This window comes from Bradyrhizobium sp. BR 1433 (genome assembly GCF_051547665.1).
Taxonomy (GTDB): Bacteria; Pseudomonadota; Alphaproteobacteria; order Rhizobiales; family Xanthobacteraceae; genus Bradyrhizobium; species Bradyrhizobium australafricanum.
Genome location: NZ_JBPUGG010000001.1, coordinates 153,138 through 169,595, shown reverse-complemented (window position 1 = coordinate 169,595; position 16,458 = coordinate 153,138). Strand labels below are relative to the sequence as shown.

The following is a 16,458-nucleotide window of genomic DNA, read 5'->3' as shown; positions in this document are numbered from 1 at the left end:
AGAAAACGTAATGGCGCGTATGGTTCGCCAATCCCTCGTCAAATTCGATGCACCGCTGTGCGAAACCATCGTCGACACGCCGAAGCCCCAGGGACGCGAAGTACTGGTGCGCATCGAGCGCTGCGGCCTGTGCCATTCCGATCTCCACATCCAGGACGGCTACGCCGATCTCGGCGGCGGCAAGAAGCTCGACACCACCCGCGGCATGACCCTGCCCTTCACGCTCGGCCATGAGATCGCGGGCGTGGTCGACGAGGTCGGCCCCGATGCGCCGAAGGATCTGATCGGGACGAAGAAGGCCGTCTTCCCCTGGATCGGCTGCGGCCAGTGCCGCGACTGCCTCGCCGGCGACGAGAACCTCTGCGTCAAGCAGCGCTTCCTCGGCGTCTCGATCGACGGCGGCTTCGCCACCCACGTGCTGGTGCCCGACGCAAAATACCTGCTCGATTACGATCCGCTGCCGGTCAACCAGGCCGCCACCCTGATGTGCTCCGGTGTCACCGCCTATGGCGCGCTGAAGCGCCTGGTCGATCGTCCGCGCCAACGCAATTTGCTGCTGATCGGCCTTGGCGGCGTCGGCATGATGGGCCTGTCATTCGCGCAGGCGATGTTCAAGCAGCCGATCACGGTTGCCGATCTCAGCCCCGCGGCGCGCGAGACCGCGCTGAAGAACGGCGCGGCGGCCGCCTATGACCCGGCAGAGCCCGATGTCGTCAAGCGCATGCTGAAGGAGAGCGACGGCGGCTTCGACGGCGTCGTCGACTTTGCCGGCAACGAGAAGTCGATGGCGTTTGCGGTGTCGACGGTCGCGCGCGGCGGCAAGATCGTGGTGTCCGGCCTGATGGGCGGCCAGTTCACGCTGCCGATGGTGCAGTGGGTGTACAAGCGCATGACCATCGAAGGCTTCATGGTCGGCACGCTGGCCGAAGGTCAGGAATTGATGGCGCTCGCCCGCGCTAGCAAGATCAAGCCGACGCCGATGAAGGAAGCGCCGATGGCCGACGTCCAGAAATGGATCGACGAGCTGCGCGCCGGCAAGGTCGTCGGACGCATCGTCCTGAAGAACTAGAGCATGATCCGGAAAAGCGTCACGCGGTTTTCCGAAAGATCACGCTGAGACATGACGTCCCGCCGGTGCTGCTACCACCGGCGGGACGCGGCCGCTCCGATGGAACCTGACGGTCGAACCAAGCCATCGTTCGGTTCACGTTCCGCGGCCTCGGGCTCGCCGCAATTGCGGCACGCCGCGAGCCCCAATTAAGCCCTACCCGTTCCGGATTTGCGGCGCATTGCGACCCAACTCTTTGCCGAGATTGGGATCTCCAGCGTTTGCGTTAAAGAGATACCGGGGACGCGTATGTCAAATCGTTCAGCGAAATTCGCTGCGGCGCTTGCCGCCAGCATCCTGGCCGGCGCCAGTTGCAGCGCCATGGCCCAGACCGCCGCCAATACGGCCAATAGCACCAACAGCACGGCGGACACCTGCCTGGCCGCGCCCAAGGGAACCGCGCCTGCGGGAAGCCACTGGTTCTACCATCTCGATCGCAGCAAGAAGAAGTGCTGGTATCTCGGCGAGGCCAAGAACGAGGCCAAGAACAAGGCCGCCAAGACGGCGACGACGAGCACGCAGCAGCCGCCAGCAGCGCCCGATACCACAACGGCCGAGGCGACGCCGCCACAGAGCCAGCCGACGCCGCAGAGCCAGCCCGCGCCGCAGCAGCCGGCGATGCGCAGATCAGTCGCCGATGCCCATGCCGAATGGCCCTCGCCGCAGGTCGCAGCCGTACCTGCGCCAAGCGCCGACGCCAGCCAGGCCGGCGGGACGGCAGCGACGCCCGACCCGGCAGCCACGCCCGCCGGTACCAACGCGCAGTCGTCCGACGTGAACGCCAGATGGCTGGATGCATCGAGCATGGCCGGAACCAACGGAACCCGGCGCGCCGCAGACCAGCCGACCGCGGTCGCGCAGGCAGATGCGACGCCGCAACAAGCGCCGGCGCCTGCCGCCCCCGCCTCGGCCGAAGCGTCCGTGGAGAAGTCACCGTCGTCGACGCAGATGCTGCTGATCGTGATGGTTGGTGCCCTGGCGCTGGCCGGCCTGGTCAGCACGCTGGTGTTCCGGCTGACCCGCACGCGTACGCCGCCTTACGAGACCGAGGATGAGTGGCAGGCGCCGTGGAATTCGCTGCACACCGAGCCGGCGCCCCCGATGGCGGTTGTCAGCCGGGATCGTCCGCTGCGGCTGTCCGAGGCTGCGCCGCGCCGCGCCGAGACGCCCGTTCCGCGCCGTGCGGAGACGCCCGCTCCGCGCCGTGCGGAGACGCCCGCTCCACGCCGCGCCGAGACGCCCGCTCCACGCCGCGCCGAGAAGCCAGCTCCACGTCGCGAGACTACGCGTGATCGGGATCAAAGGGAGCAGGACAACAAGCAGATCGCCGCGATGCTGCAGCGGCTTGCGCGCAGCGCGACGAACTAAGGTCCGCTTAGGAAAAAATGCAAACGTACGTGATGCGCTCGCATCACGTCCGCAACGCGCTACTTCTCGAGCTGACGCTGCAGGCCGCGCACGAATTCGGTAAGGCCGGTGCGGCGCTCGCGCTTGAGGCGCTCGGCCTTCAGGATCGACTGCACCTCGGCAAAGGCATCGTCGACGTTGTGGTTGACGACGATGTAGTCGTATTCCGCCCAATGGCTCAGCTCATGGCTGGCGCGGCTCATCCGTCCGCGGATGACCTCTTCCGAATCCTGCGCCCGGGTATGCAGCCGCCTCTCGAGATCGGCGGCCGACGGCGGCAGGATGAACACCCGCACCACATCGGCGCTGGCTTTCTGGTGGAGCTGTTGCGTGCCCTGCCAGTCGATATCGAACAGAACATCCTGCCCCACCGCTAGGGCGGCCTCGACCGGCGCACGCGGCGTGCCGTAGCGGTTGTCGAATACGGTGGCCCATTCGAGCAGTTCACCGTGCTCGACCATCTTCTCGAACTTCTTCTTGTCGACGAAGAAGTAATCGCGGCCCTCGACCTCGCCCGGCCGCATCGGCCGCGTCGTCGCCGACACCGACATCTTCAGGCCCGGCTCGCGCTCCAGCAGCATGCGAGACAGCGTCGTCTTGCCGGCGCCCGACGGCGACGACAGGACGAACATCAGTCCGCGCCGCTCAACGCCGTCAAAACCCTGCGCCGTCATCATTCACTCCAGATTCTGGACCTGTTCGCGGAACTGCTCGACCACGTTCTTCATTTCAAGCCCGGTGTTGGTCAGCTCGACATCGTTCGACTTCGAGCAGCAGGTGTTTACCTCGCGATTGAATTCCTGGGCGAGGAAGTCGAGCCGGCGCCCGACCGGACCGCCCTTGCCGATCATCTCGCGCGCCTGGGCGACGTGCGAGGCGATGCGGTCGAGTTCCTCGCGGATGTCGGCCTTGGTGGCGATCAGGATCGCCTCCTGGTTCAGGCGGTCGGCATCGAAGCGGTCGGACGTCTCGAGCAGGGCCGCGATCTGCTCGGCCAGCCGCGCCTTGATCGCCTCGGGCTTGCGGCCGGGAGCGGTCTCGGCGCGCCTGGCGAGCCGCTCGACCTCGTCCATCCGCTGCATCAGGATCTGCCCCAGCGCATCGCCCTCGCGGCGGCGCATCTCGACAAGGCTGCCGAGCGCCTGCTCGAAGGCCATCGCCGCCGCCTCGCGCGCCGCCTTGTCCTCGTCCTCGTTGCTCTCGGGCTCGACCACCTCGATGACGCCCTTGATGCCGAGCAGTCCGTCGATGCTCGGCGCCACCGCGTCGATCCGCTGCGCGAGCGTGCCGGCGACCTTCACCACGGCGGCGAGCACGTCCTCATTGATCCGGATCGTCTGCGCCGCGTCGGTGCGCTTGACGCTGAGATTGGCGTAGACCGTGCCGCGCGACAGCAGCTCGCCGGCCCGCTTCTTGGCAAGCGCTTCCAGTTCGTCCCAGCCCGGCGGAAGCCGCAACCGCAGGTCAAAGCCCTTGGCATTGACCGATTTCAGCTCCCACTCGAACGTATAGGGACCGCTTGCGCCATGGCTTCGGGCAAAGCCAGTCATGCTCGACAGCGCCATCGCGTGAACTCTCCAACAGAAGGATATGGGACTCACCCGGAGCCTGCGAGACTCGTGGGGAGCCGGTGCGACCTTAAAACGGATTCCGTGAAAGTGGAATTACGTTCCACCACCGGAAAATGCAGAGCTACAGCATGATCCGGAAAAGTGTGTGGCGGTTTTCCGAAAGATCATGCTCAAACAAGAAGCTAAAGCGCGATGACGATCGCGCTTTAGCGCTGCACCACCGGCGGCGAATTGGTCTGTTGGGCTGCGCCCTGCCGACCGCGCGGCGGCTTCTTTTGATTGGTGGGCTTCGGCGTCGTCGCCGTGGGATTGGTGTCGGCGCCGGGCGTCGCGGCGGCGGGCGCCGGATCATCCGCGGGCTCGACGGTGTCGTTCTGGATCTGCTTTTCCGACGCGCGCAGCTTGGCGACGTTCTTCGCGTGCTGGTCGTAGGTTTCGGTGAAGGCGTGGCCGCCGGTTCCGTCAGCGACGAAGAACAGGTCGCGGGTGCGCGCCGGGTTGGCGGTCGCCTCCAGCGAGGCGCGGCCGGGATTGGCGATCGGTCCGGGCGGCAGGCCGTCGATCACATAGGTGTTGTAGGGCGACGGCTGCGTGATTTCGCTGCGCTTGATCGGACGGCCCAGCGTTCCCTTGCCGCCCACCAGTCCGTAGATGATGGTCGGATCGGACTGCAGCTTCATCCGCTGGCGCAGGCGGTTGACGAACACGGCGGCGACGCGGCTGCGCTCGTCTGCGCGGCCGGTTTCCTTCTCGACGATCGAGGCCAGCGTCACCAGCTGGTCCGGCGATTTCAGCGGCGTGTCGGTGTTGCGGCGCTCCCAGATTTCGGCGAGCACGCGCTTCTGCGCCTGCTGCAGGCGCTGGATCACCTGGTCGCGCGTGGTGCCGCGCGGGAATTTGTAGGTCTCCGGCAGCAGCGTGCCCTCGCGCGGGATCTCGCGCACCGAGCCGGTGAAGATGTCGTTGTCGGAGAGCCGCGTCACGATCTGCTCGGAGGTCAGGCCTTCCGGTATCGTGATGGCGTGCTGCACCACCTTGCCGTCGACGATGGTGGCGATGACGTCGCGCAGGCTGGCATTCTTCTGGAACGAATATTCGCCGGGCTTGAGATCGGAGCTTGCCTTCAGCGCGAACACGCCGCCGATGAAGACCCACGGATTGACGTTGATCACGCCCTCACGCGAGAGCACGTCGGCGATGTCACGCTTGCCGGCGCGCGCCGGGATGTTGACGATCTTGTCTTCCTGCAGCGGTCCCGGCGATTCCAGCGCCTGCTTGCCGTAGTAGTACGTCGCTCCGGCGCCGATCATCAGGATGATCAGGATGGTGAAGATGGCATTGCCGACGATCACGAAGGGATTGCGGGCGCGATCCGAGCGCTTGGGCGGCGGCGGAAGCTGTTCGGGCTCCAGCGCGGCGCGTGGACTCCTCGGTGAAATGGGCGGCCTCTCACTCATCGATGCAAACCAATATCCTGCCGGTTGAATCGTGGCCGGACAAACCCCTGCCCTGCCAATAGCATACGCCCGCTATTCAGGAGTCACCGCGGAATACGGCAAAATGGTGGACTAGTTCTAAAGTCCCGTTCCGATCGAATCGGAACGGGACTTTGGATTCTCTTTTCGACGCGTTTTCTTCACGCGAACCGGCACCCACTTCGCTCGAAAACGCTCTAACGACCTACTAATTGGTCACGCGCTGCACGATCACGGAAGCGTTTGTGCCGCCGAAACCGAAGGAATTGGACAGCGCCACATTGACGTCACGCTTGCGCGACGTATGCGGCACAAGATCGATCGCCGTTTGCACCGACGGATTGTCGAGATTGATGGTCGGCGGCACCACGTTATCGCGAATCGCCAGGATCGCGAAGATCGCCTCGATCGCACCGGCCGCACCGAGCAGATGTCCGGTCGCGGACTTGGTCGACGACATCGAAACCTTCGAGGCCGCATTGCCGAGCAGACGCTCGACCGCGCCGAGCTCGATCTCGTCGCCGACCTGCGTCGAGGTGCCGTGCGCATTGATGTAGTCGAGGTCGGATGCCGCGAGGCCGGCGCGCTTCAGCGCCATGGTCATGCTGCGGAAGCCGCCATTGCCGTCCGGCGGCGGCGAGGTGATGTGGAAGGCATCGCCCGACAGGCCATAGCCGGTGACCTCGGCATAGATCTTCGCGCCGCGGCGCTTCGCGTGCTCGTATTCCTCGAGCACGAGGACGCCGGCGCCCTCGCCCATCACGAAGCCGTCGCGATCCTTGTCGTAGGGCCGCGATGCCTTTTCCGGGGTCTCGTTGAAGCCGGTGGACAGCGCACGCGCCGCGCAGAAGCCGGCGATGCCGATGCGGGAGATCGGCAATTCGGCGCCGCCCGCGACCATCACCTCGGCGTCGCCGAGCGCGATCAGCCGCGCGGCGTCGCCGACCGCATGCGCGCCGGTCGAGCACGCCGTGACCACCGCATGATCGGGCCCCTTCAGGCCGTGCTCGATCGAGACATAGCCGGAGGCCAGATTGATCAGGCGGCCCGGAATGAAGAACGGAGAGACCCTGCGCGGTCCGCGCTCCTTCAGCAGCACCGCAGTCTCGGCAATGCCGGTGAGGCCGCCGATGCCGGAGCCGATCATCGTGCCGGTGGCGAACTGGTCCTCGTCCGACTTCGGATGCCAGTCGGCATCGTCCAGCGCCTGTTTGGCCGCGCACATCGCATAGACGATGAAGTCGTCGACCTTGCGCTGGTCCTTCGGCTCCATCCACTGATCGGGATTGAAGGTGCCGCCAGTGCCGTCGCCGCGCGGAATGTAGCAGGCGACCTGGCTCGGCAGGTCGGACACGTCGAACGTGTCGATCTTCTTGCCGCCGCTGTCTCCGGCGAGGATGCGCGCCCAAGTTGCGTCAACGCCGCAGCCGAGCGGTGTAAGCATGCCCAGCCCCGTGACGACAACTCGTCTCATTTCCACGTCTCCGGCCAGCAATGCGCGGCTGATAATAAGAAGCCGGGGGACCGCTCGATCACGGTCCGTCCGGCCCCGTCAACTTCGCGATCGGCGTCAGCTCTTCGCGTTCTTCTCGAGAAACTTGGTCGCGTCGCCAACGGTCAGAATCGTCTCCGCCGCGTCGTCGGGAATCTCGCAACCGAATTCTTCTTCGAATGCCATCACGAGCTCGACGGTGTCGAGGCTGTCGGCGCCGAGGTCATCGATGAAGCTCGCGCTATCGACCACCTTCTCGGGTTCGACACCAAGGTGCTCGACCACAATCTTCTTAACCCGCTCGCCAATCTCACTCATCGTTCAACCTCGTTGTTCCATTGGACCCGACCCCAAGACGATACGAGCCATCGTGGTCGTCTCGATTACTCAGTCGCGCATAGTCTTGATTCGGCCCGGTCGTAGCCGATTAAAGCCCCGGCGAACGGCAGGCGTCGCCACGCCAATATACAGGGTTTCAAAATCCTGCAATGGCGTTCTTCGCCCATCCACGGGGGCTTCAGCTACCATACTTCCAAAGCCTTGACTACACGCCTGAACCGGCTCCCGAAAACGGCTTTTCGCCGCATTGCGAGAGCCGGCCAGTAGCTCAAATCATAGCCATCCCGCCGTTGACGTGGATCGTCTGTCCGGTGACGTAGGCGGCCTCGTTCGAGGCCAGATAGACCGCCGCGGCGGCGATGTCCTCGGGCGTTCCGAGCCGCGCCGCAGGAACCTTCGCCAGGATGGATTCGCGCTGCTTGTCGTTGAGCGCATCGGTCATCGGCGTCTTGATGAAACCCGGCGCGATGCAATTGGCGGTCACGCCGCGCTTGGCGTATTCGGCGCCCAGCGTCTTGATCAGGCCGATGATGCCGGCCTTCGACGCGGTGTAGTTGCCCTGCCCCGGATTGCCGGTGACGCCGACGATCGAGGTGATCGCGATGATGCGGCCGAAGCGCTTGCGCATCATCAGTTTGGTCGCCGCGCGCGCCAGGCGGAACGTCGCGGTCAGGTTGACCGCGATCACGTCGTCCCAATCCTCGTCGCGCAGCTGCACGAACAGGTTGTCGCGGGTGATGCCGGCGTTGGCGATCAGGATGTCGACCTGCCCCATCGCAGCTTCCGCTGCCGGCACCAGCGCCTCGACGTCATCCTTGCTGGAGAGATTGCACGGCAGGACATGCACGCGCTCGCCGAGCTTGGCCGCAAAGCCGTCCAGCACCTCGCGCCGCGTCCCCGAGATCGCCACCGTCGCGCCCTGCGCATGCAGCGCCTGCGCGATCGCGCCGCCGATGCCGCCGGTTGCACCCGTGACGAGCGCCGTCTTGCCAGTCAGATCAAACATCGAATTCTCCTTCCGGCTGCTTCAAGCCGAAGCTGCGAGCGCGTCCTTGGCCGCAGCGATATCGTTCGGACCGCCGACGGATACGCCGACCGCGCCGTCGGCAATGCGCTTGACGAGGCCGCTCAGCACCTTGCCGGCGCCGATCTCGAAGAACCGCGTCACGCCCTGCCCTGCCATATAGGCAACCGACTCACGCCAGCGCACGGTCCCGGTGACCTGCTCGATCAGGCGGCGGCGGATATCGTCGGGATCGGTGATGGCGGAGGCCAGCACGTTAGAGACGAGCGGCGCCGCGGGCGCCTTGATGGTCACGCCGGACAGCGCCTCTGCCATCGCATCGGCCGCCGGCTGCATCAGCTTGCAATGGAACGGCGCCGACACCGGCAGCAGCATGGCGCGCTTGGCGCCTTTGGTCTTGGCGATTTCGACCGCGCGATCGACGGCGGCCTTGTCGCCGGAGACCACCACCTGGCCGCCGCCATTGTCGTTGGCGGCCTGGCAGACTTGTCCCTGCGCCGCCTCGTTGGCGACCGCCACGGCGGTTTCGTAATCGAGACCGAGCAGTGCGGCCATCGCGCCGACGCCGACCGGCACCGCTTTCTGCATCGCGAGCCCGCGGGTGCGGAGCAGCCGCGCGGTGTCGCTGACGGAGAGGCTTCCGGCGGCGGCCAGCGCCGAATACTCGCCGAGCGAGTGCCCGGCAACGAAGGCCGCGTTGCGGCCGACCGAAAAGCCGGCTTCGCTCTCGAGCACGCGCAATGTGGCGATCGACACCGCCATCAGGGCGGGCTGAGCATTTTCGGTGAGTTGCAATGTCTCGCCGGGGCCATCCCAGATGATCGCGGTCAGCTTCTCGCCCAGCGCGGAATCGACCTCGTCGAACACCGCCTTGGCCGCCGGAAAGGCGTCGGCCAGGGCCTTGCCCATGCCAACCGCCTGCGAGCCCTGCCCGGGAAACGTAAATGCTGCCGTCATCGGCGATCCCTACCTTGTTGAGCGTGATCTCCGCGCAGGCGCTTTACGCCTGCCGCAGGGGAAAACGGTATCCGCGTCGCGCAAAACGCACCACAGCGGGTCCGGGCCAGTCCCTTGCAACCAAGCCTTGGCAACCGGCCCCGGACCGGGCCGTAAGACACTGACGGAGGCGGTGCTGTCAAGCCGCGCCGGAGGAACCCTGGGGATGCCGGTCCGGCTCCGGGCTAGTGTCCCGAATCCGAAGTTCGCATCATTTGCCGCACCTTCGGAGCGAACTTCGGATTCGATAAGGACACTAGCAAACTTATGATTTTAGTGTGCTTTATGAATGCGAAGTTCGTGAAAGTGGCTGCCGCGAAATCGCACGAACTTCGCATTCAGCACACTAGAACCCGCCGGCATTCTGGTCGGCGTTAACCTCGGCGCCGGCCCTCGCCCGGCGTGCGCTGTTGACCAGCTGGCCCGGACGATCCTCGCTGGCGGGCCTGGCGGTCGCCAGCCGCAGCACGGCGGCGTAGCCCGGCTGCACCTCCATCCGATCCGCATAACGGCTTTCGCTGAGGATGCGGTGGACGCGCGGCAGGTTGTAGCAGGGCACGTAGAACAGCAGGTGATGCTCGAGGTGATAGTTCACGTAGTACGGCGCGATGAAGAGACGCTCGAGGACATTGGCCCGCGTGGTGCGGGTGTTGCGCAGGGGATCGGAGCTGTCGGGCACGACGGCGTGTTCGGCAATGTTGCGGATGCGCGTGATCACCATCATCCAGGTCAGCAGCGGCACCAGCCACAACAGCGGATAGGCCCACCACACGCCGGCGGCGGCGAGGCCCGCGAACAGCAGCGCGTTGGTGACGCATTGCGGCCCGAGCTTCTGCCAGAAGTTGGCGGCGCGCCGCGACAACGGCCACTCGTTCGGCCCGATCGCATTGAGCAATTGCGCCTTGCGCTGCTGGTAGCCGGTCTGCCCGGTGATATCGCGGAAGAACTTGCGGCGGTAGCTCAGCTTCGTGATCGGAAACGGCGCCGACAGCACGAGATCGGGATCATCCTCCTGCTGCGTCCGCGCATGATGCTGCAGATGATAGCGGCGATAGCCGCGGGTTTCCGCGAAGATCGGATAGGCGCAGAACCACTGGCTCAGCGTCAGATTGGTCCTCTCGTCCGCCGACAAACAGCCGTGCGCCCCGTCATGCATCAGGATCGCAAGCCCGAGCTGGCGCGAGCCGATGATCGCAACGGCGAGCAGATAGGTCAGCGGATTGGGCCACCACGCGACCAGCGCGATCGCGCCCAGGATCAGCGCCCAGGCATGCACGATCAGGGCTGCGCCCTTCCACGTCGTGCGCTCGCGCACCGCAACCAATTCATCCTCGGTGAGGAAATCGCGGGCTCGCATGCGAAGCGCGGTCATGTGCTTGTCTCGCCGTCCGTTGAGGATGAAGTGTCGTGATCGCCGACCAGGCGCAGCCGCGTCCCGTCATTGGCCGACGTCGAAGTTGATGTCGCCTGCTCGCCGAGCGCGCGCAGCAATTCGCGGCACATCTCGTCGGCAGCGCGGCCCATCGCAAAACCTTCGACGATCACGCCGATCGCGATCGCCCAGAACCGCCGCGAGCTCTCCTCGGGCGCGCGCAGCGAGCGCCAGCCGTGCCGCTCGACCTGGCCCGCATAGGCGCGCGCGCCCTCGCTGTGCAGACGTTCGATGGTGCGCTCGACGAGGGGCGCGAGGTCCTGCCGGCGCCGCGTGAGGGTCAAGGCCTCCGCGAAGAAAGCGACCGTGTCGGTCGCGGTCACGGTCTCGGCCAAAGCGTGGGTGTAGTCGCGCGGGGTGTGGGCATTCAGGGCGGCCTGCTCGGTCGCGCGCGCGAGATAGAGCATGTCGCGGCTAGCCGCTTCGACGAACAGCGCTTCCTTGGTGCGGAAGTAATAGGTGATCTGGCTCGGAAAGGCGTCGGCGGCCGCGGCGATATCGGAGATCGATGTGCCCGATAGCCCGCGCTCCTTGAACAGGCGGCTGGCGGCGTCGAGCAGCAGCGAGCGCATCTTGCGCCCCGCCGACCGCGTCGCGCGGACCGCATGCTTTGGATCGGGCGCAGACATGCCGCTGGCGGTCTCCGAACCCATATCTCGTCCTCCCAAAGATATTTGTATGACATACAAACAAAGAAATCAACGGGAAAACGCCTGAGGTTGCGTCAAACGGGCTGGAGGGTTACGACGCCTCGCACATCCGGGGGCCGAGAACCCTTGCTTTCGCGGCCAAAATCCGTATAAGCGCGCCATTCGTGGGCTCCGGCCGGGAGCTGAACGGACGGTCTCAGCAAACTCACCCGTTGATTTTGATGTGGCAGGGCCAGTCGGCCCGTCGTCCCGTGCTCCCGCCTTCTGAGCAGCTCGAGTCCTTTCCGAAGGTCTCGAAGGGCTTGTCGCCGGAAACCGCGCTAACACAGGAAAGGACAACCATGCCTCTTTACGAGCATGTTTTTCTCGCGCGTCAGGATGCGAGCACCCAGCAGGTGGATGAACTGACGGCCCAGATGACGGGGATCGTCGAACAGGGCGGCGGCAAGGTCACCAAGACCGAGAGCTGGGGCGTGCGTTCCCTCACCTACCGCATGAACAAGAACCGCAAGGCGCATTTCGTGCTGATGAACATCGACGCACCGTCGGCTGTCGTCACCGAGATCGAGCGCCAGGAGCGGATCAACGAAGACGTCATCCGTTACCTCACCGTGCGCGTTGAAGAGCACGAGGAAGGCCCGTCCGCGATGATGCGCAAGGCCGACCGCGATCGCGAGCGCGATGACCGTGGTGGTGGCTTCCGTGGCGACCGCGAAGGCGGCTTCCGTGGCGACCGCGAGGGTGGTTTCCGTGGCGACCGTGGCCCGCGCCGTCCGCGTGAAGAAGAAGCTGCGACCGAGGAGTAATGAATCATGGCTGATGCTGGTGCCCGCCGTCCGTTTTTCCGCCGTCGCAAGTCCTGCCCGTTCACGGGCGCGAATGCGCCGAAGATCGACTACAAGGATTCCAAGCTGCTGATGCGTTACGTCTCCGAGCGCGGCAAGATCGTGCCGAGCCGCATCACGGCCGTGTCCGCCAAGAAGCAGCGTGAGCTCGCCCGCGCCATCAAGCGCGCGCGCTTCCTCGGCTTGCTGCCTTACGTGATCAGGTAATCGTTTCCGGCCGGCGGCATACGTCGCCGGCCGCTCATTCTCATAAGGCTTCCGGGTCGTCCGGTCGCCGATGGTTGGGGTTCTCGAAGCAGGACCCCTAACCGCTCAAAGGGGGCGGGACAGCTGATGATCGGGATACTCATTGTTGCACTTGCCGCCGGCGCCGCGTCGGCGCTGATGTTCGCCTCGATCAGTTCGGGCGCGCTGATCTCGATATTGCTGTTCTATCTCGCATCGCTGCCGATCATGGTGGCGGCGCTCGGCTGGGGTCCCCTCACCGCCGCTATTGGTGGAGTGGGTGCGGCATCCGTGCTCGGCACGATCTTCGGCCTTCCCTACAGCATCGCGTTTGCCATGATGGTCGCCGTACCCGGCTGGTGGCTCGGCCACCTCGCCCTGCTCGGACGGCCGATCGCAGGCGCAGCCGGCGACAGCGCCAAGCAGCAGCCGCCTGCACTTGAACGGCACCCCGTCGGCCGCATCCTGCTCTGGATTGCAGCCTTCGCCATCATCACCACGACCGTCGCACTGCTCACGCTCGGCACCGATACTGACACGATCACCGGCACGCTGCGGCGTGGCCTGCTCAAGATGCTCAGCGCCGGCGAAGCCCAGCCCAGCGGTGACATCGAACGGCTGGTCGACGCGTTGGTGATCTTCGCGCCGCTCGCGGCGACGGTCATCGCCATGGTGACGCTGACGCTGAACCTCTGGCTCGCCGGCAAGATCACGCAAACCTCCGGGCGACTGAACCGGCCGTGGCCGGATTTCCGCACCACGGCGCTTCCCGCCGTGACTTTGGTCGCGCTGCTGGCGGCTGTCGCCGTCAGCTTCATCGGCGGCATGCTTGCGCTGCTGGCGCAGATCGTCACCCGCGGCACTCGTAATCGCCTATGCGCTGGTCGGCTTCGCCGTTCTGCACACCTTGACGCTGTCGCTCACCAATCGCGGCTTCTGGCTCAGTGGCATCTATGCGGTCGTCGTCATGTTCGGCTGGCCGATCGTGGCGATGTTCGCGCTCGGCATCGCCGACGCCGTGTTCGGGCTGCGCCAGCGCTATCTGCAGACAAGACCGCCGCCTTTGCCCACGGCTTGAGATTCGATCCAACCACTTAAACCCGTACTTTGCATCTAAAGGAGAACGAAAATGGAAGTCATTCTGCTCGAACGCGTCGCCAAGCTTGGCCAGATGGGCGAAGTCGTGCGCGTCAAGGACGGGTTCGCCCGCAACTTCCTGCTGAAGCGCGGCAAGGCGTTGCGCGCCACCGAGGCGAACCGCGCCAAGTATGACGGCATGAAGGCCGAGCTCGAGGCCAACAACATCCAGGCCAAGGGCGAAGCCGCCAAGGTCGCCGAGAAGATCGACGGCCGCGACATCGTCATCATCCGCCAGGCCTCCGAATCCGGCCAGCTGTTCGGCTCGGTGACGGTGCGCGACATCGTCGCCGCGCTGGCTGCCGACGGCGTGACGGTGTCGCGCCCGCAGGTCTGGCTCGACTCGCCGATCAAGGTGATCGGCGCGCAGAAGGTGACGATCGCCGTCCACCCCGAGGTCGAGACCAGCGTCACCGTGACGGTCGCCCGCTCCGCCGAAGAGGCCGAGCGGATCAAGCGCGGCGAGGACATCTCGACCCGTCAGGAAGACCAGGACGCTGCCGCCGAGGCGCTCGCCGCCGCCGGCGAATTCTTCGATCCGGAAGCCCAGCACGACGAGGAAGCCGCGCCGGCTCCGGCCGCCGAAGAGAAGTAAGCTTCTCTCCATCGTCCAACCGACTAAACGCTACGAAGCCCGGCCTCGATCAGGCCGGGCTTTGGATTCGTGCCGCCGCCTTGTCGTCGAGCATGGCGATCGACGCCAATGCGGTCGCGGTGTGCTTCTCCTTGCCGTCGATGACGCAGAACACGTCGGCTGCAACGACGGCGACCTGACGTCCCGGCTTGATCACGCGCGCCCGGCAGATCAGACGATCGCCCGAGGCCGGCGACAGCAGGTTCAGCTTGTATTCCGCCGTCAGCGCCGGCTGGCCGCGCGACGTCGCCGCTGCGATCGTGGTGGCGTTGTCGACCAGAAACGCCGTCACTCCGCCGTGAAACAGGCCATGCTGCTGCAACAGCTCCGGCCGGCGGTCGACCGCGAGCGTGCAGGTGCCGCGCGACAGCTCGGCTACCTCGGCACCGACAAGACCCATGAAGCCCTGCCGGCCGACATTGTCGCGAATTCGCGTCGCGATCGGTGCAAAGTCCGGATCGGTCTCGCTCATGAAGTCTCTCCTGTTCGTTCTGGCGCACCCGGCGCCACCACCGCGCGGACCGCGCAGGCGATCAGCGTCTCGACCTGTTCGCGCGGATCGCCGGTATGGCGGCCCGATAGCCAGGCGCGGCAGAAGATCTGCGCCGGCCCGACGATCTGGCTGAAGAACAGCACGGCGCTCATCGGCAGCAATTCGCCGCGCGCGAGCAGTGGCGCGCGCCAGCGCTCGATGCCATCGGTGAGCCGCGAATTCTCGCTGCGCTGCGCGCCGCGCACCTCCTCGCCCCACTCGCTGCGCGAAATCTCGAACAGGAAGCGCGCCTCGCGCCGGTTGCTCACGACCCAATCGAGATGGGCGTGGATCAGCCGCTCAACGCCCTCGCCCGCCCCGCAGCTGGCGTCGACCGAGCTGATGATGGCGGCGTGATAGGCCTGCAGGATTTCCAGGAACAGGGTGCCGGCGAGCGCCTTCTTCGAGGTGAAGAAGTGGAAGAAGCTGCCGTTGGACGCGCGGGCGCGGGAGCGAATCTCGGCCACCGTCGCGCCCTCAAATCCGTCGCGGTCGAACACCGCCAGTCCCGCTGCCAGCAGATCTTCGCGCGCCGTGCTCAAGTCGTCCTCCTGACTAGATTAACACTCTAGAGCACTGCTCTAATGATGGTCAAACAAATACGCCGGACCTTGCGGCCCGGCGTTGGCGATTACTTCGAGGTCGGAGCTTCCGGCGGGCCGGAGCCTGGCGTCGTGGGCGGTGGCGGCGGCGGCGCCGTCGCAGTCACCGGCGGCGCGGCTGGCGCCGGAGCGGGAGATGCGGCTGCTGCTGGCTCGGACGCCGCAGGCGCAGCCGCGGCAGGCGCCGGTGTGACCTGCGGAACCGGATCGGATCGCACGGCAGGCGGCTCGCCGCCGCCATTGCTCTTGGGCGCGTCGACCTTTGCCGTGTCGGGCTCGGCGGCAGGCTTCGCCGGCTTCTCGGCTTCACCCTTGTCATCATGCCGGGTGGATGTCTTGGGGTCTGTCTTGGGCTCGTCGCTGGTCGCCGCGCCCTTGGGCGTCTCCTCGGACTTCGGCTCCTCGACGGGCTTGCCGCGACGGCCGTGCTTCTGACGCGACGGCTTGCCCTCGCCCAAGGCCTGCGGCGTCTGGCCGTCATCCGGCTTCGCGCCTTCCGGCGTCTCGCTCGGGCGGGCCATCCGCTTGCCGCGGTGAGCTGGACGTCCTTCGGGATTCAAGCCATCGCCATCGGGTTTGGCCCCTTCCTGCGGCGCGGCATCCTGGTGCCGTCGGCGGGCCGGACGCTCGGACGGCTGCTCCGGGGACTGGTTCGCCTCCTGCCTGCCTTCCCTACCGCCCTTAGTCCCCTTGGGCTGATCCTTGGCCTGGTAGCGCGGGTCGTTGGCACCATTCGAAATCAGATAGGAGGCAAGCACGCCGGCCATGTCGCTGGACGTCGTGTAGTGCTGGCGCAGGAAGCCCGGCAGCGAACCGGCCGGGACCGATTTCAGCAGGCCGCGCGGGCTCTTGTGGCAAGCTGTGCAGGTGCTTGCGAAGATCTGGGAGGGGCTCTTGCCGGCCTCGAGGTTTTGCGCCTGCGCCGATACGGCTGACAGGCAGCCAATCAGAAGCGCCACCGTCGCCAGACTGAGGGCTCGGCTCAACAT

Annotated in this window: 17 protein-coding genes and 1 pseudogene; 6 read left to right on the top strand and 12 right to left on the bottom strand. The window is 65.9% G+C overall.

What is annotated here, in order from left to right:
- Positions 1-10: 10 nt before the first annotated feature.
- Both ACSKB9_RS00850 and ACSKB9_RS00845 read left to right on the top strand, forming a co-directional pair.
- Positions 11-1,069, top strand: a complete 1,059-nt coding sequence (locus tag ACSKB9_RS00850) for an alcohol dehydrogenase (RefSeq protein WP_438071149.1) — start codon at positions 11-13, stop codon at positions 1,067-1,069.
- A gap of 288 nt (positions 1,070-1,357) precedes the next feature.
- A complete protein-coding gene (locus tag ACSKB9_RS00845) occupies positions 1,358-2,476 on the top strand; it encodes a hypothetical protein (RefSeq protein WP_438071147.1) in 1,119 nt (372 codons plus the stop codon).
- Positions 2,477-2,535: 59 nt separating this feature from the next.
- On the opposite strand, the gene gmk is transcribed toward ACSKB9_RS00845, so the two are convergent.
- The 9 genes from gmk to ACSKB9_RS00800 form a co-directional block, all read right to left on the bottom strand.
- The gene (gmk, locus tag ACSKB9_RS00840) at positions 2,536-3,189 is read right to left on the bottom strand and encodes a guanylate kinase (protein ID WP_229162328.1); all 654 of its coding nucleotides are present in this window, start codon (positions 3,187-3,189) and stop codon (positions 2,536-2,538) included.
- Positions 3,190-3,192: 3 nt separating this feature from the next.
- Complete coding sequence (locus ACSKB9_RS00835; RefSeq protein ID WP_438071145.1) at positions 3,193-4,080, bottom strand: YicC/YloC family endoribonuclease; 888 nt, start codon at positions 4,078-4,080, stop codon at positions 3,193-3,195.
- A gap of 212 nt (positions 4,081-4,292) precedes the next feature.
- Positions 4,293-5,543, bottom strand: a complete 1,251-nt coding sequence (gene mltG / locus ACSKB9_RS00830; protein ID WP_076831963.1) for an endolytic transglycosylase MltG — start codon at positions 5,541-5,543, stop codon at positions 4,293-4,295.
- A 226-nt stretch (positions 5,544-5,769) separates the two neighbouring features.
- Positions 5,770-7,035: a beta-ketoacyl-ACP synthase II gene (gene fabF, locus ACSKB9_RS00825; RefSeq protein WP_438071143.1), complete on the bottom strand. Its 1,266-nt coding sequence runs from the start codon at positions 7,033-7,035 to the stop codon at positions 5,770-5,772.
- A 96-nt stretch (positions 7,036-7,131) separates the two neighbouring features.
- Positions 7,132-7,371, bottom strand: a complete 240-nt coding sequence (locus ACSKB9_RS00820) for an acyl carrier protein (RefSeq protein ID WP_002716125.1) — start codon at positions 7,369-7,371, stop codon at positions 7,132-7,134.
- Between the two features lie 289 nt (positions 7,372-7,660).
- Positions 7,661-8,398 carry a 3-oxoacyl-[acyl-carrier-protein] reductase gene (gene fabG, locus ACSKB9_RS00815; RefSeq protein ID WP_076831958.1) on the bottom strand — a complete coding sequence of 246 codons (738 nt, stop codon included), beginning with the start codon at positions 8,396-8,398 and terminating at the stop codon, positions 7,661-7,663.
- Positions 8,399-8,419: 21 nt separating this feature from the next.
- Positions 8,420-9,373, bottom strand: coding sequence for an ACP S-malonyltransferase (fabD, locus tag ACSKB9_RS00810; protein WP_438071141.1), 954 nt, complete (start codon positions 9,371-9,373; stop codon positions 8,420-8,422).
- 385 nt (positions 9,374-9,758) lie between these two features.
- Entirely contained in the window at positions 9,759-10,784 is a 1,026-nt protein-coding gene (locus ACSKB9_RS00805) for a fatty acid desaturase family protein (protein ID WP_438071140.1), read from the bottom strand.
- Positions 10,781-11,497: a TetR/AcrR family transcriptional regulator C-terminal domain-containing protein gene (locus tag ACSKB9_RS00800; protein ID WP_316399298.1), complete on the bottom strand. Its 717-nt coding sequence runs from the start codon at positions 11,495-11,497 to the stop codon at positions 10,781-10,783. The genes ACSKB9_RS00805 and ACSKB9_RS00800 overlap by 4 nt, the downstream gene beginning before the upstream one ends.
- A gap of 338 nt (positions 11,498-11,835) precedes the next feature.
- On the opposite strand from ACSKB9_RS00800, the gene rpsF reads away from it, so the two are divergent.
- The 4 genes and pseudogenes from rpsF (at position 11,836) to rplI (ending at position 14,296) form a co-directional block, all read left to right on the top strand.
- Complete coding sequence (gene rpsF, locus ACSKB9_RS00795) at positions 11,836-12,300, top strand: 30S ribosomal protein S6 (RefSeq protein WP_029083529.1); 465 nt, start codon at positions 11,836-11,838, stop codon at positions 12,298-12,300.
- Positions 12,301-12,306: 6 nt separating this feature from the next.
- The gene (gene rpsR, locus ACSKB9_RS00790; RefSeq protein WP_016844287.1) at positions 12,307-12,546 is read left to right on the top strand and encodes a 30S ribosomal protein S18; all 240 of its coding nucleotides are present in this window, start codon (positions 12,307-12,309) and stop codon (positions 12,544-12,546) included.
- 126 nt (positions 12,547-12,672) lie between these two features.
- A pseudogene (locus ACSKB9_RS00785) lies at positions 12,673-13,642 on the top strand (hypothetical protein).
- A gap of 51 nt (positions 13,643-13,693) precedes the next feature.
- A complete protein-coding gene (gene rplI / locus ACSKB9_RS00780; protein WP_057019875.1) occupies positions 13,694-14,296 on the top strand; it encodes a 50S ribosomal protein L9 in 603 nt (200 codons plus the stop codon).
- A gap of 49 nt (positions 14,297-14,345) precedes the next feature.
- Here the strand turns inward: rplI and ACSKB9_RS00775 are convergent, their stop codons facing one another.
- The 3 genes from ACSKB9_RS00775 to ACSKB9_RS00765 form a co-directional block, all read right to left on the bottom strand.
- The gene (locus tag ACSKB9_RS00775; protein ID WP_028344793.1) at positions 14,346-14,807 is read right to left on the bottom strand and encodes a PaaI family thioesterase; all 462 of its coding nucleotides are present in this window, start codon (positions 14,805-14,807) and stop codon (positions 14,346-14,348) included.
- Positions 14,804-15,409 (bottom strand): TetR/AcrR family transcriptional regulator, encoded by a 606-nt coding sequence (locus tag ACSKB9_RS00770; RefSeq protein WP_057019874.1) that lies wholly within the window; start codon positions 15,407-15,409, stop codon positions 14,804-14,806. Before ACSKB9_RS00770 ends, ACSKB9_RS00775 begins: the two co-directional genes overlap by 4 nt.
- Before the next feature lie 89 nt (positions 15,410-15,498).
- Entirely contained in the window at positions 15,499-16,458 is a 960-nt protein-coding gene (locus tag ACSKB9_RS00765) for a hypothetical protein (RefSeq protein WP_438071136.1), read from the bottom strand.